This is a genomic window from Pseudomonas sp. HS6 (genome assembly GCF_023375815.1).
Taxonomy (GTDB): domain Bacteria; phylum Pseudomonadota; class Gammaproteobacteria; order Pseudomonadales; family Pseudomonadaceae; genus Aquipseudomonas.
This window is the reverse complement of record NZ_CP067412.1, coordinates 167,944-182,652: the sequence shown is the minus strand read 5'-3', so window position 1 is coordinate 182,652 and position 14,709 is coordinate 167,944. Positions and strand designations below refer to the sequence as shown.

The window sequence follows — 14,709 nt, the reverse complement described above, 5'->3', positions numbered from 1 at the left end:
GTTACTCCCCTTTGCCGCCGTAGGCTTTGTCATCTGCCTTGGCGGGTGCCGGGTTCTTGGCTACGTTGGTCGCTTCGGTCGGGTTGACCTGAACACCAGGACGGACGAATTGCAGCCCTTCAGTGATCAGTCGATCGCCGGCTTTCAGGCCGTCTTCGATCAGCCACTGGCTGCCGACGGTACGGCTGGCCTTGAGCTGACGCAGTTCGACCTTGTTGTCCGCACCGACGACCAGCGCGGTCGGCGTGCCCTTGAGGTCACGGGTCACGCCTTGTTGCGGCGCCAGGATGGCGGCGGCGTTGACACCGGCCTGCAACTGGGCGCGAACGAACATGCCTGGCAACAGAGTGTGATCCGGGTTCGGGAACACGGCACGCAGGGTCACGGAACCCGTGGTCGGGTCGACCGACACTTCGGAGAATTCCAGCTTACCGTCGAGTTTGTACTGGCTGCCGTCTTCCAGGGTCAGCTTGACCGCAGCGGCGTTATCGCCGGCCTTCTGCAGGCGGCCGCTTTCCAGTTCGCGACGCAGCTCCAGCAATTCGACCGAAGACTGGGTGACGTCGACGTAGATCGGGTCCAGTTGCTGGATCACGGCCATCGCATCGGTCTGACCGCTGCTGACCAGTGCGCCTTCGGTCACCGAAGAACGACCGATACGCCCGGAGATCGGCGCGTAGACCTTGGTGTAACGCACGTTGATCTGCGCGCTCTGCAGCGAAGCTTCCGATTGCAGGCGGTTGGACACGGCGGTGTCGTATTCCTGACGGCTCACGGCCTGCTCGTCGACCAGTTGCTTGTAGCGGTCGGAGATCGACTTGGTCGAACGCAGGTTGGCTTCGGCGCTTTTCAGGGTCGCTTCATAGACCGACGGATCGATCTGATACAGCTGCTGGCCGGCTTTGACATCGCCGCCTTCCTTGAACAGGCGCTTGAGAATGATGCCGTTGACCTGCGGACGGACTTCAGCGATGCGGAACGCACTGGTGCGCCCCGGCAGTTCCGACGTGAGGGTAAAGGCTTGTGGTTGCAGGGTGACGACGCCGACCTGAGGAGGTGGTGCGGCGGGAGCCGCCTCTTCCTTTTTACATCCGCTGAGCAGCGATGCCAGGGCGACGGCAGTGACCAGAGCGGTAACAGCTGGCTTGAATTGCATGAAGATCCTCGGGTCAGGCGCGCGAAAAGCGCACAAGAAGTGTGGAAGGGTAAAAAAATGATACCGGGTGGATAAGTAGCTTGCTAAGGAATATACTTACGTTCATGGTTGTTTGTAAATACCTTTGCCGCGTACCCACCTGGTTACAAAAGTCGTCGCAAGGTCTGAAATTGTAGGCCGGGGGAGTCGATCCGCGAGAGATCCACCCCTTTTTATTCAGCGGATATTCAGCCATCCCTGAAACATCCTGTTTGAGGTTTTACTGCCATGGTCCGTCGTACCAAAGAGGAAGCTCAAGAGACACGAAGCCAGATACTCGAAGCGGCCGAGAAAGCTTTTTATGAGCGGGGCGTTGCGCGCACGACGCTGGCGGACATCGCGACGATGGCCGGCGTGACGCGCGGCGCCATTTACTGGCACTTCAGCAACAAGGCCGACCTGTTGCAGGCGATGCTCGATACGCTGCATGAGCCGCTGGACGAGTTGGCGAAGGCCAGCGAAAGCGAGGACGAAGTCGATCCATTGGGCTGCATGCGCAAGCTGCTGATTCATTTGTTTCATCAAGTTACGCTCGACCCGAAGACCCGGCGTATCAATGAGATTCTGTTTCATAAGTGCGAGTTCACCGATGAAATGTGCGATCTGCGCCAGCAGCGCCGGACGGCCAGCCTCGATTGCAATCTGCGAATCGGCCTGACCCTGCGTAATGCGGTGAATCGTGGCCAGTTGCCGGAAGATCTCGACACTGCCCGTGCGGCCATCAGTATTCATGCCTATATCGATGGCCTCCTTTATGGATGGCTCCTGGCGCCGGACAGCTTTGAGCTGCATGCCGAAGCCGAGCGCTGGGTCGATACTGGGTTGGACATGCTGCGCCTGAGCCCCAGCCTGCGCAAATGAAACAAAATCCGTTACTGGATCAAGCTGTGTCAACCGGACTGTAGTGATCAGGTCCAAGCGGCGAGTCTATACGTAGCGAACTAAGCATTTTGTAGGGATTTTGTATTTCAATCGTGAGGTGATGTGATCACTGCAATTTGAGCAAAGGCAGGCATCCTCGCGAGGGCGCCTGCCTGAGTAGAAGGGTCGTAACTGAGTTTCTAGCTGATCAGAATCGTAATTGCATAGCTGTAAGGGGACGTGCTCTGGTTTTGCTCCAGTGTGTACTCGCAATCCATTTCTTTCTGGCCGATTGAACGAATGCGATGACTTCGCGAAACGGACGTTGTATCGCCAAAGGCAAAAGGTTCGTACTTGAGGGAGAGGTACGCTGCTGTTGAGAAGTTAAATGCGTAGTCGCCGCTGCGGTAGGTAAACTGATGATTGATTTGTGAGCTTCTATAACCGGTCTTTGCACTGCTGATGCGTTTGAGCAAGTTACCGGGCAATGTGAAAATGATGCATCCAGCCGGTTGGATGTCATAACTTCCGGACTCGCTGGCCCAAGTCGAACTGCTCAGTGAAAATGTTTCGCGGGTACGATTGAGGATCTGGAACAGGACATAGGTGCCAGTGGTCTTTTTGCGAACCGCATCCCACTGGGCTGATTGCTGTTGCTTGGCTTGCTTGTAGTTTGATTCATACTCTCTTTCAAAGGTGGAATGTGCCTTGATTTCTTCGAATCTCTCTTTGCTTAAACCGGATAAGTAGACTCTTTCCCGTTCGATGTCTTCTAGGGACGCTTTGCCTGCAAAGTGGGAAAGGTGCTCTTCAATATCATCCATGATTAGATCTATCGCTGTGTGGTTGTAATGAGTTGATGTGGGTGAAGATAACAGCGCAAATGATCATTTGCCTGTTGGCTGTGTAATGGTTTATTTCTTTTATTCATTGTTTAAGGAGAATAAAAAAGCCCCGGCTCTTTCGAGTCGGGGCTTTTTAGTTGCCGCTGACTAACGATTACAACGTCGGGTAGTCGAGGTAACCGACCGCGCCTTTGCCGTAGAAGGTTTCCGGGTGCGGTTGGTTCAGCGGCGCATCGGCCTTCAAGCGTGCCGGCAGGTCCGGGTTGGCAATGAACGGGATACCGAATGCCACGGCGTCAGCCTTGCCCTCGGCCAGCCACGCGTTGGCGCTGTCCTTGGTGAAGCGTTCGTTGGCGATGTAAGCGCCGCCGAAGGCTTCTTTCAGTTGCGGGCCGAGGCTGTCGGCGCCTTCTTTCTCGCGGGAGCAGATGAAGGCAATGCCACGCTTGCCCAGTTCGCGGGCGACGTAGGTGAAGGTTTCGGCCAGGTTGTCGTCGCCCATGTCATGGGAGTCGGCGCGCGGTGCCAGGTGTACACCGACACGGCCGGCGCCCCAGACTTCGATCGCAGCGTCGGTCACTTCCAGCAGCAGACGGGCACGGTTTTCCAGGGAGCCGCCGTAGTTGTCGGTGCGCTGGTTGGTGCTGCTTTGCAGGAACTGGTCGAGCAGGTAACCGTTGGCGCCGTGGATTTCCACGCCGTCGAAGCCGGCAGCCTTGGCGTTTTCTGCGCCGACGCGGTAGGCGTCGACGATGTCGGCGATTTCAGCGGTTTCCAGCGCGCGTGGCGTCGGGAAGTCGGCCAGCGGGCGAACCAGGCTGACGTGGCCTTTAGGCTGGATGGCGCTCGGTGCAACTGGCGCTTCGCCGTTCAGGTACGACGGGTGGGAGACCCGGCCAACGTGCCACAGTTGCAGGACGATCTTGCCGCCGGCCGCGTGAACAGCCTTGGTCACGTTGGTCCAGCCGCGCACCTGATCGTTGGACCAGATGCCCGGGGTGTCCGGGTAACCGACGCCCATCGGGGTCACCGAAGTGGCTTCGCTGAGGATCAGGCCGGCCGAGGCGCGTTGTACGTAGTACTCGGCCATCAGTGCGTTTGGTACGCGGCCTTCGTCGGCGCGGCAGCGGGTCAGCGGCGCCATGATGATGCGGTTGGACAGCTCGAGGTCGCCCAGTTTGATCGGATCGAAAATTGTTGCCATGAGATACAACCCTCGTGAGGTAAGTGAGTGAATCAGTTAGCGGTGGCCAGTTCGGGATTGCCGTTCTGGCGGAATGTGATCAGGGTCACCAGCAGGGCCAGGACCGCGAGTGCTGCGGCAGCAAGAGGCACGCTGGTCAGGCCGTAGCCGTGGGCGATGACGCTGCCTCCGACCCAAGCGCCGAGGGCGTTGCCGACGTTGAAGGCGCCGATGTTCAGGGTCGACACCAGGTTCGGTGCGGCCTGGCCGTAGGTCACGACGTTCACCTGCAGGGCCGGCACGGCGGCGAAACACGCGGTGGCCCAGAGGAACAGGGTGATTTCGGTGGGGATCAGCGCGACGCTGGTCCAGGTCAGTACGGTGGAGGTCACGGCCATGGCGATGAACACGCCGATCAGCGTCGCGGCCAGGCCTTTGTCGGCCATCTTGCCGCCGATGATGTTGCCGACGGTCAGGCCCAGGCCGATCAACATCAGGGTCCAGGTCACGCCACGAGGCGAAACGCCAGTGACATCGCCCAGCAGCGGCGCGACATAAGTGAACAGAGTGAACACCGAGGCGGCGAACAACGCGGTCATGCTCAAGGACAGCCAGATGCCGGCGCCTTTGAGCGCGGCCAGTTCGGCGCGCATGTCGAGTTTTTCTTCGTCACGCTTGGCCGGCAGGAAGCGGATCAGGCCGATCAGCGCGATCACACCGATCACGGTCACTGCCCAGAAGGTCGAGCGCCAGCCGGCTTCCTGACCGAGCGCGGTGCCCAGCGGCACGCCCAGCACGTTGGCCAGGGTCAGGCCGGTGAACATCAGGGCCACGGCCGAGGCGCGTTTGTTCGGCGCCACCAGGTTGGCCGCGACCACCGAGCCGATGCCGAAGAACGCACCGTGGCACAGGGCAGTGACGACTCGGGCGAACATCAGCACCTCGTAGTCAGTGGCGATGGCGCAGAGCAGGTTGCCGATAATGAAGATGCCCATCAGCGTTACCAGTGCAGCCTTGCGCGGCAGTTTTGCAGTGGCCATTGCCATGAACGGTGCACCAATCGCCACGCCCAGGGCGTAGCCGGTCACCAGCCAGCCGGCGCCGGGAATCGACACACCGAGATCCGCCGCCACATCGGGCAGCAGGCCCATGATGACGAACTCGGTGGTGCCGATGGCGAAGGCGCTCAGGGCGAGTATGAGAAGCGAGAGGGGCATCATTTAGTCCTTTTCGGCTGGCTGACGTTAAGGGTCAGAGCTCTTTACTGAGAGTGCTGAGGAACGCCTGGATCACGTCCTCGTTGCGTTTGAAAAAGTGCCACTGCCCGGCTTTCTGGCTGCTGATCAGCCCGGCCCGTTGCAGGGTGGCCAGGTGGGCGGAAACGGTCGATTGCGACAGGCCGCAGCGTTGATCGATCTGCCCGGCGCAGATGCCGTACTCGTGGTTGTGGATCTGTTCCGGAAACTGGGCTTTCGGGTCTTTCAGCCAGTTGAGGATGTCTCGCCGTACTGGGTGTGCCAGGGCTTTTATTATTTCGTCGAGGTCGATGTTCATGGCTGGTTGCTCGTGATGTGTGTAGCGCTATATCGCGATGAGGCGAACTTTAAATCGGTATTTCGCGATATACCAATATGAATTCGATCTGACGACCGCATAAATCGGTATATCGGGTTATAACGATATGTGAGGTGTAAACAAACGCGGGCGCGGTGCTAAGCTGCGCCCATGAACTATCTCGCACATTTGCACCTCGGTGGCCAGCGTCCCGGTCAATGGCTCGGCAGTCTGTATGGCGATTTCGTCAAAGGACGGCTGCAAGGGCAGTTCGATCCGGAGATCGAAGCGGCGATTGCCTTGCATCGTCAGATCGATGTGTTCACCGATCGCCATCCGTTGGTGGACGCTTCACTGACGCGGTTTACCTCGACTCGCCGCCGTTACGCCGGCATCGTCCTCGACGTGTTTTTCGACCATTGCCTGGCCCGTGACTGGGCGCTGTACGCCGACCGGCCGCTGGGGCAATTCACCACCGACGTTTATCGCGTGCTGTCCAGCGAACGGCAATTGCCCGAGCGCCTGGCGAAGATCGCCCCGCACATGGTGGCCAACGACTGGTTGGGTTCGTATCAGGAATTCGAAGTGCTGGAGCAGGTGCTGCGCGGGATTTCCCGACGCCTCAGCAAGCCTGAAGAACTGGCGGGAGCGATGCAGGAATTGCGGCGTCTGTATGAACCGCTCAGTGACGACTTTCGTTTGTTCTACCCACAGCTGCAGGACTTTGCAGGCCGACAGCTGTAGGCAGAAGATGACGATCAGGCAGCGATCAGCTCGCCTGCACGACGCGGTTCGGCCGGTTTGGCCACCTCGCCGAACAACGCTTTTTGTACCGCTTGCTGGGCTTCGTACGCCAGCGCCGCGCGTTCCCGACCCTGGCAGGCAATCGGCTTGAGCAGATGAACTTCCACATCGCCGCAATCGTTGCTGAACAGACGCATCAGGTGCGACAGCAGATCATCGTCGCCAATGAACGGTGCCAGCGTATCGATCTCGCCATTGCGCAGATAACGGATCGCCACCGGTTGCAGCTTCACTTCCGAATCAATCGCCGCCGACAGCAGACGACCATGAAAGGTACGCAGCGAACGGCCGTCGGTGGTGGTGCCTTCCGGGAACATCAACAGCGGATGATCGGTTTGCAGGTGACGGGTCATCTGCTTGCGGATCAACTGGCTGTCGCCCGAACCGCGACGGATGAACAGGCTGCCGGCCTTCGCCGCCAGCCAGCCGGCCACCGGCCAGGTGCGCACTTCGGCCTTGGACAAAAACGACAGCGGCGTAAGCATCCCGAGCAGCGGAATGTCTGTCCACGACACATGGTTGCTGACCCACAGCATCGGCTGCTTCGGCAGTTCACCGTGGACGGTCACGCGAAAGGGCAGGGCATTGCTCAGGCGCGCCATGAAAAACCGCGACCAGCGCTGCCGGCGTTGCATCGAATGGGCCAGACCCAAGCGCTCGAAAACCCCGAAGACACTGGCCATGCTCAAGCCCAGCGTCACCACCAGCAGCACCCGCGCGATCCGCGCGTACACCCGCAGCCGGCTCATTACACAGCCGCCTTGAAGTGCTTGGCGTAGCGCGGGCAGAGTTCGTCGCGCTTGAGCAGGATGAACACGTCGGCGACCTGGAAGTCTTCGTCCCAGCACGGCTCGCCGCAGATCTTCGCACCCAGGCGCATGTAGGCCTTGAGCAGCGGTGGCATTTCGGCGATCACGTTCGATGGAATGTCCAGCGTCGGCAACGGATTCTTCGGCTCGGCGCGCAAATGTTCGGTGCACAGATAACGTTCGCGCAGGCGCTGCATGATCGCGTGGGCTTGCACGCCGCCGTCCTGCATCGGGATGCTCGCGCAACCCATCAGGTAGCTGTAGCCGCCCTGATTGAGGACTTCGGCCAGTTCGCCCCAGAGCACGGCGATGGTGCCGCCGTTGCGGTAAGCCGGGTCGACGCAGGTGCGGCCGATTTCCAGGATCGGGCCTTGCAGACCGGCGAGGCCGTGCAGGCTGAATTCTTCTTCGCTGTAGAACTTGCCCAGGCTGCTGGCGGCGGTGTGATCGAGCAAACGGGTGGTCGCCACCAGGCGGCCGGTGTTCAGGTCACGCACGCCGATGTGGCTGCAGTGAACATCATAGTCATCCATGTCCAGACCCAGTTCCGCGCCTTTCAGCTTGGCGTTGAACTCGCCGCTGAACACGTTGAAGCGCAAGGCCTGGGCTTGCTGCAAGGCCTCGGCGCCGATCAGGCGTTCGGCTTGCAGACGGCGTTCATTGCCGGTGTCGCTGATGCGGGCGATCTGAGTCATTTGAATCTCCGTACGGGCCTTTAACCCGTCGTGGGTTACAGCCGATCGACTTTCTTTATGCAGCTGTGTTGTGCAAAGTCAGGCTATGTAGCCCCGGTGTCATCGCCATGAATGTTTGGTGATGCTTATATGACAGCCCACAAGGAGCCTCTGATGACCTGGTCGACCCTGCTTGAATGTCGCGAACGCCTGCCCGCCGTTGCCGATCTGGCGGAGGGTTTCGCCACGCTGCTGCATCAACTGGGCAGCGTTACGCCGTTCGAACTGGCGGTGGCGGGAGGGCGGCGGATGACGACGCCGGGGCTGGCGTTTCTGGTGGGTTATCAGGCGGCGTTACGCATGCTTTGGCCGAGCGCGCCGCCGAGTCTTGGCGCGTTGTGTGCGACCGAACAGCGCAGCCTGCGACCGGCGGACATGCAGACCCGGCTCACGGAGCTGCGCCTTAGCGGGCAAAAGGATTTCGTCACTGCCGGCGATGCGGCGGACTGGCTGCTGATCGCTGCGCGCAGTGAACAACCCGGCGAATCACCGCGCCTGAGCCTGGCGGTGGTGTACCCCGGCGAATCCGGTGTGCGCGTGGAAAAACTCCCGGCACTGCCGTTGATGCCGGACATCAGCCATGGCCGCTTGTACCTCGACGACGCCCTGTGTGAACTGCTCGCCGGGGACGGTTGGGATGCCTACGTCAAACCGTTCCGCACCCTTGAGGACGTTTACGTGCTGAGTGCGATGACCGCGTGGCTGTACGGCATCGGTCAGGACAGCGGCTGGCCGCAGCCTCTGCAACTGCGTTTGCTGGCGCTGTTGGCCGGGTGCGCGGAAGTCAGTCGCCAGCCGCCGAACAATCCGGCGGGGCATGTGTTGCTCGGCGGATTGTTTGCGCAGTTCGACGGGCTCAAACCGGAAGTCGATCAGGCCCTGCGCGACGGCAACCCCGAGTGGGCAGCGATGTGGCAACGCGATCAGTCGGTCATGCAACTGGCGGCTGGCGCGCGGGCCAAACGTCTGGCCAAGGCGCTGGCGGTGGACTGACCGGCCTCATCGCTGGCAAGCCAGCTCCCACACAGTCGCTGGTGTACAGGCTATCAATGGCAATCCTCTACCCCTGTGGGAGCTGGCTTGCCAGCGATGGCGATCTCATGGGCAGCTAAAATCTCAAATTTGTCATCAACCCTGACTACCCTCAGCAGGTTCTCCCCAAGAGCCCTCACCATGTTCAAAGGCCTGTCCCTGTTTCTGCTGCTGATCAGCTTCACGGTTCAGGCCGAACAATGGCCGGGCGAGCAATGGCCGATCGGCGCGAAAATCACCGGTCCCGCCGTCGATACATTGGAGGCCTACGCCTTCCCGACCCGCGATGAAAGCACCCGCCAGGGCATACGCACCGATGCGTTGCTGGTGATCCGCGACGGCCAACTCATCTACGAACGCTACGCCGGCGCAACCACCGCCGACACCCCGCACCTGACCTGGTCGATCAGCAAAAGCCTGATGGCCACGGTGCTCGGTGTGGCGTACGGCGAAGGCTTGTTCAAACTCGATGATCCGGCAGCAACGTTTTACCCGGCGCTGGAAAAACACCCGGCCATCACGATCAAGGATCTGCTGCACTGGGCCTCGGGTATCGACTGGCAGGAAGACTATGAATACGCCCCGCTGAAATCCTCGGTGGTGGCGATGCTCTACACTCGTGGTCATCGCGACATGGCTGCGTTCACCGCCAATCACGACAGCTACGCACCAGCGGGTCAGGCGTTCCGCTATTCCAGCGGCGACAGCAATCTGTTGGCGGCGGCACTGAAAAACATCGTCGGCCCGCAGCGGTATCCCGACTATCCATGGACGGCACTTTTCGATCCTTTGGGCATCCGCCATGCCACATGGGAAACCGATGCCACGGGCACCTTCGTCGCGTCTTCATACGCTTACCTGACGGCCCGGGATCTGGCGCGAATCGGCCTGTTGATGGAACGTGACGGACGCTGGAACGACCGGCAGTTGTTGCCCAAAGATTGGGTCGCTTTCAACCGGCAACCCTTCGCCGGCTACAAGGCTAATCAGGACGAAGCCGTGCCCGGCGGTCAGTGGTGGCTGAATCGCCCGGCGGATGGAGCCGCCTCGCCATGGCCCGACGCACCGCCCGACACCTTCGCCGCCCTCGGTCACTGGGGGCAGGCGCTGTACGTGATCCCAAGCGAAAAACTGGTGATCGTGCGCTACGCCGATGACCGCGACGGCAGCTATCGCCACAACGAATTGCTCAAGCGTGTGCTTGGGGCGGTGTGGCCATGAAACTGTTCAGACGCATCCTGCTGATTCTGTTGATTGTGCTGCTGGGCTGGGGCTGGCACGAGCGCGAAAACCTGTGGGCCTTCCCCGACATCATCAGCGCCTACACCGCCAAGGAATATTGTTCGTGCCGCTACGTGATGAACAACGATGCCGAGTATTGCCGGGGTTACGTGAAGCAGTGGTTGCCCAGCGAACTGACCGATGACCGAACGCAAAAACTAGTCACCGCCAGCGGCATGGGGCGCAGCAATAGCGCCCAATGGCAAGGCGAACGCCAGGGCTGTCGCCTGCAACCCTGATCCGGTTCCACCCTGTGGAACCACATTCGATTGTCCTCTCGCGTGTCTCGCGGTTATCTGGCGGTGAGCACGACCTGCCGTTCACGTGTCGTGAAACAACACCGAACAACAAGACCGGGAACACCCGCGCGAGGAGAACCGTCATGCCCCGACATCAGCACATTCTGGCCTGGCTCAACGACGTGGCCAGCGACCTGCACGCCACCCGCCAAGACATTCACGCCCACCCTGAACTCGGTTTCGAGGAAAGCCGCACCTCGGCGCTGGTCGCTAAGTCACTCGAAGAATGGGGCTATGAAGTCCATACCGGCGTCGGCAAGACCGGCGTGGTCGGCGTGCTGCGCAACGGCAGCAGTTCACGCAGGCTCGGACTGCGGGCCGACATGGATGCGCTGCCGATCATCGAGAACACCGGCGTTGCCTACAGCAGTCGTCATCAAGGCTGCATGCACGCCTGCGGGCATGACGGGCACACTGCGATGCTGCTCGGTGCGGCGCGTTATCTGGCGGCGACCCGTCAGTTCGACGGCACCCTGACGCTGATTTTCCAGCCCGCCGAAGAGGGGCAGGGCGGGGCCGAAGCGATGCTCGCCGATGGTTTGCTCGAACGCTTCCCGTGCGACGCGTTGTTCGGCATGCACAACATGCCGGGCCTGCCGGCGGGGCATCTGGGCTTTCGCGAAGGGCCGATGATGGCTTCGCAGGATTTGCTCACGGTGACGATTGAAGGCGTCGGTGGCCACGGCTCGATGCCGCATCTGGCGGTGGATCCGCTGGTCGCGGCGGCCAGTGTGGTCATGGCTTTGCAAACCGTGGTCGCGCGCAACATCGATGCGCAACAGGCGGCGGTGGTGACGGTCGGTGCGTTGCAGGCCGGCGAGGCGGCGAACGTGATTCCGCAGCAAGCCATCCTGCGCCTGAGCCTGCGTGCGCTGAACGCCGAGGTCCGCGAGCAGACCCTTAACCGTGTGCGCTCGATCATCGAAGCCCAGGCCGAAAGCTTCGGCTGCACCTCGACCATCGAACACCGCCCGGCCTACCCGGTGCTGGTCAACCATGCCGCCGAAACCGAGTTCGCCCGTCAGGTCGGCGTCGAACTGGTCGGCGCCGACGCCGTGGATGGCAACACACCGAAACTGATGGGCAGCGAAGACTTTGCCTGGATGCTCCAGCGCTGCCCCGGCGCCTACCTGTTCATCGGCAATGGCGTGGCGCGTCCGATGGTGCATAACCCGGCCTACGACTTCAACGATGACATTCTGCTGACCGGCGCGGCGTATTGGGGTGCGCTCACCGAGAGCTGGCTCAAGCCGGCCTGATTTCTTCACTTTTTGCTGCCGCTGGAACGCAGGTGCGCACGTGCCTGCGTGGTCAACCAACAGCTTCTGGAGAATCCCCATGCAGACTTCGAACTCCGGTGTTTCGCGCACTCGGCAAGTGATCGCCGCCGTCATCGGCAACGCCCTGGAATGGTACGACTTCATCGTTTACGGCTTTCTGGCGAGCATTATCGCCCGGCAGTTTTTCCCGTCCGACGACGACTACGCTTCGCTGTTGATGGCGCTGGCGACTTTCGGCGTCGGCTTTTTCATGCGCCCGGTGGGCGGCATCCTGCTCGGCATCTACTCCGACCGCAAAGGTCGCAAGGCGGCGATGCAGATGATCATCCGCCTGATGACCGTCTCCATCGCCTTGATCGCGTTCGCACCGAACTACGCCGCCATCGGCATGGGCGCGCCGTTGCTGATCGTGGTGGCGCGGATGCTTCAGGGCTTTGCCACGGGCGGTGAATACGCCAGCGCCACGGCGTTTCTGGTGGAGAGTGCGCCGGCCCATCGCAAGGGCCTGTACGGTTCGTGGCAACTGGTCGGGCAATGCCTGGCGGTGTTCAGCGGCGCAGCGATGGTGGCGCTGGTCACACATCTGTTTTCCCCCGAGGCGCTGGACAGTTGGGGCTGGCGGATTCCGTTCGTGCTCGGTCTGTTGATCGGCCCGGTGGGCTTGTGGATCCGCAAGCACATGGAAGAGCCGGAGGAGTTTCTCGAGGCGCGCAAGAAGGTCAAAGGTGCAGCGCCGGGCCTGTGGCAGGTGTTGCGTGAACATCGCCGCAGCCTGCTGGTGTCGATGGGCCTGGCGTGCGGCGCGACGGTGTCGTTCTACGTGGTGCTGGTGAACATGCCGACCTTCGCCCACAAGAACCTCGGCCTGCCGCTGGATCAGGTGCTGCTGGTGCAGATGCTCGCGGTGGGGTTGATGACCGTGGTGATTCCGCTCTCCGGCGCACTGTCGGATCGCCTCGGTCGGCGGCCGGTGTTGATGGCGTTCACCCTCGCGTTTTTCGTCATGGTCTATCCGCTGTATGTGTGGGTCGCTGCGGCGCCTTCGATCGAGCGCTTGCTGGTGATGCAACTGTTGCTTTGCACGGCGATTGGCGGGTTCTTCGGCCCGGCCCCGACGGCGCTGGCCGAGCAGTTTCCGATTGAAGTGCGCTCCACTGGCGTGTCGGTGGCCTACAACGTGGCGGTGATGGTGTTCGGTGGTTTCGCGCCGCTGATCGTCACCTGGCTGACCAAAGTACTGAACACCCCGGTGGCGCCGTCGTTCTATGTCTTGTTCGCTTGCCTGCTGACCCTGCTCGGTACTTACTGTTTGCAGGAGGCCCCGCGTGCGAAGAAATCCGTTGCGCTCAACCTGGGAGTGAAACCGTGAGTCCGTTAGCCATTGATCCGATTGTCGCCCTCGACGCCGATGCGCTGTCCCGGGCGATTCATGCCCGCAAGGTGTCGTGCCGCGAGGTGATGCAGGCGTATCTGACGCACATTGATCGCTTCAATCCGGCGGTCAACGCGCTAGTCTCGCTGCGCCCGCAAGACGTGCTGCTACGCGAAGCCGATGAGTGCGACCGGCAACTGGATCGCGGCGAGTCCCGAGGCTGGATGCACGGCATGCCCCAGGCTATCAAGGATCTGGCGGCCACCGCCGGGTTACGCACGACCCTGGGTTCGCCGCTGTTCGCCGAGCAAGTACCGGAACACGATGCGATCAGCGTGGCGCGGGTTCGGGGTTGTGGGGCGATCATCATCGGTAAGAGCAACGTCCCGGAATTCGGCCTCGGCTCGCAGACCTACAACAGTGTGTTTGGCACCACCACTAACGCCTACGATCCGACTCTGATTGCCGGCGGCAGCAGCGGCGGGGCGGCGGTGGCGCTGGCCCTGCGCCTGCTGCCAGTGGCCGATGGCAGCGACATGATGGGCTCGCTGCGCAACCCGGCGGCGTTCAACAATGTGTTCGGCTTCCGCCCGTCCCAGGGCCGCGTGCCTCACGGCCCGATGCCGGAAGTGTTCGTCCAGCAACTGGCCACCGAAGGGCCGATGGGCCGTACGGTCATCGATGTTGCACGGCTACTCTCGACTCAGGCTGGTTACGATCCGCGCGTGCCGCTGTCGCTGGCTGATGAGCCACGGGATTTCGGGCTGGATCTGCAACAGGACTTCACCGACGTGCGCCTCGGCTGGCTCGGTGATTACAATGGCTATCTGCCGATGGACGACGGCGTGTTGAGCCTGTGCGAATCGGCGCTGGTGGATTTCAGTGCATTGGGTTGTCACGTCGAGGCCTGTCAGCCGGACTTTTCCATGGACCGCTTGTGGCAGACCTGGCTCACACATCGGCATTTCCTCGTGCAGGGCAGCCTCGGCGCGGCGTATGCCGATCCGCAAAAACGGGCGTTGCTCAAACCCGAAGCGCAATGGGAAATCGAGGGCGGTCTGCATCTGACCGCTGCCGAGGTCTATCAGGCGTCGGTCGCTCGCAGCGAGTGGTATCGCGCGTTGAACGAATTGTTCGAGCGTTACGATTTCCTGCTCCTGCCCACCGCCCAAGTGTTCCCTTTTGATGCACAACAACCATGGCCGCGAGTCGTCGGCGGGCAGACCATGGACACCTATCACCGCTGGATGGAAGTGGTGATCGGCCCGACCCTGGCGGGGCTGCCGAGCATCAGCGTGCCGGTGGGTTTCAACTCGGCCGGGCTGCCGATGGGCCTGCAAATCATCGGCCCGGCCCAGGCGGATCGGGCGGTGCTGCAACTGGCCTATGCTCATGAGCAACTGACGCGCTGGGTCGAGCGGCGACCGCCGACATGCCTGCAATCGGCCTGAGCGGCCCGC

Annotated in this window: 15 protein-coding genes; 8 read left to right on the top strand and 7 right to left on the bottom strand. The window is 61.4% G+C overall.

Annotated features, from left to right (window positions below; all coding sequences use genetic code 11):
• Position 1: 1 nt before the first annotated feature.
• Positions 2-1,156, bottom strand: a complete 1,155-nt coding sequence (gene emhA / locus JJN09_RS00915; RefSeq protein ID WP_249485066.1) for an efflux RND transporter periplasmic adaptor subunit EmhA — start codon at positions 1,154-1,156, stop codon at positions 2-4.
• 267 nt (positions 1,157-1,423) lie between these two features.
• On the opposite strand from emhA, the gene emhR reads away from it, so the two are divergent.
• Positions 1,424-2,056 carry an efflux system transcriptional repressor EmhR gene (gene emhR / locus JJN09_RS00910; RefSeq protein WP_249485064.1) on the top strand — a complete coding sequence of 211 codons (633 nt, stop codon included), beginning with the start codon at positions 1,424-1,426 and terminating at the stop codon, positions 2,054-2,056.
• Positions 2,057-2,256: 200 nt separating this feature from the next.
• Here the strand turns inward: emhR and JJN09_RS00905 are convergent, their stop codons facing one another.
• The 4 genes from JJN09_RS00905 to JJN09_RS00890 all read right to left on the bottom strand — a co-directional run bounded on the left by JJN09_RS00905 (position 2,257) and on the right by JJN09_RS00890 (position 5,638).
• A complete protein-coding gene (locus tag JJN09_RS00905) occupies positions 2,257-2,880 on the bottom strand; it encodes a hypothetical protein (RefSeq protein WP_249485062.1) in 624 nt (207 codons plus the stop codon).
• 175 nt (positions 2,881-3,055) lie between these two features.
• Positions 3,056-4,105, bottom strand: coding sequence for an alkene reductase (locus tag JJN09_RS00900; RefSeq protein WP_249485060.1), 1,050 nt, complete (start codon positions 4,103-4,105; stop codon positions 3,056-3,058).
• 32 nt (positions 4,106-4,137) lie between these two features.
• Entirely contained in the window at positions 4,138-5,301 is a 1,164-nt protein-coding gene (locus JJN09_RS00895; protein WP_249485059.1) for an MFS transporter, read from the bottom strand.
• Positions 5,302-5,335: 34 nt separating this feature from the next.
• The gene (locus tag JJN09_RS00890) at positions 5,336-5,638 is read right to left on the bottom strand and encodes a helix-turn-helix transcriptional regulator (protein ID WP_007957866.1); all 303 of its coding nucleotides are present in this window, start codon (positions 5,636-5,638) and stop codon (positions 5,336-5,338) included.
• Positions 5,639-5,809: 171 nt separating this feature from the next.
• Between JJN09_RS00890 and JJN09_RS00885 the strand changes: the two genes are divergently transcribed.
• Positions 5,810-6,382, top strand: a complete 573-nt coding sequence (locus JJN09_RS00885) for an ACP phosphodiesterase (protein ID WP_249485058.1) — start codon at positions 5,810-5,812, stop codon at positions 6,380-6,382.
• Positions 6,383-6,396: 14 nt separating this feature from the next.
• Here JJN09_RS00885 and JJN09_RS00880 read toward each other — a convergent pair whose 3' ends face one another.
• A complete protein-coding gene (locus JJN09_RS00880) occupies positions 6,397-7,191 on the bottom strand; it encodes a 1-acyl-sn-glycerol-3-phosphate acyltransferase (RefSeq protein ID WP_249485057.1) in 795 nt (264 codons plus the stop codon).
• The gene (gene olsB, locus JJN09_RS00875) at positions 7,191-7,946 is read right to left on the bottom strand and encodes an L-ornithine N(alpha)-acyltransferase (protein ID WP_096819470.1); all 756 of its coding nucleotides are present in this window, start codon (positions 7,944-7,946) and stop codon (positions 7,191-7,193) included. Before olsB ends, JJN09_RS00880 begins: the two co-directional genes overlap by 1 nt.
• Positions 7,947-8,099: 153 nt before the next feature.
• Here olsB and JJN09_RS00870 point away from each other — a divergent pair, with 153 nt between their 5' ends.
• From JJN09_RS00870 to JJN09_RS00845, 6 genes are all read left to right on the top strand, one after another.
• Positions 8,100-8,978 carry an acyl-CoA dehydrogenase family protein gene (locus JJN09_RS00870; protein WP_249485056.1) on the top strand — a complete coding sequence of 293 codons (879 nt, stop codon included), beginning with the start codon at positions 8,100-8,102 and terminating at the stop codon, positions 8,976-8,978.
• A gap of 180 nt (positions 8,979-9,158) precedes the next feature.
• Positions 9,159-10,238, top strand: coding sequence for a serine hydrolase (locus tag JJN09_RS00865; RefSeq protein WP_249485055.1), 1,080 nt, complete (start codon positions 9,159-9,161; stop codon positions 10,236-10,238).
• Entirely contained in the window at positions 10,235-10,537 is a 303-nt protein-coding gene (locus JJN09_RS00860) for an amidase (RefSeq protein WP_249485054.1), read from the top strand. The genes JJN09_RS00865 and JJN09_RS00860 overlap by 4 nt, the downstream gene beginning before the upstream one ends.
• A gap of 143 nt (positions 10,538-10,680) precedes the next feature.
• Positions 10,681-11,856, top strand: coding sequence for a M20 aminoacylase family protein (locus tag JJN09_RS00855; protein ID WP_249485053.1), 1,176 nt, complete (start codon positions 10,681-10,683; stop codon positions 11,854-11,856).
• Positions 11,857-11,935: 79 nt separating this feature from the next.
• Complete coding sequence (locus JJN09_RS00850) at positions 11,936-13,246, top strand: citrate-proton symporter (protein WP_249485052.1); 1,311 nt, start codon at positions 11,936-11,938, stop codon at positions 13,244-13,246.
• Positions 13,243-14,700, top strand: a complete 1,458-nt coding sequence (locus JJN09_RS00845) for an amidase (RefSeq protein WP_249485051.1) — start codon at positions 13,243-13,245, stop codon at positions 14,698-14,700. The genes JJN09_RS00850 and JJN09_RS00845 overlap by 4 nt, the downstream gene beginning before the upstream one ends.
• The last annotated feature ends 9 nt before the right edge of the window (positions 14,701-14,709 follow it).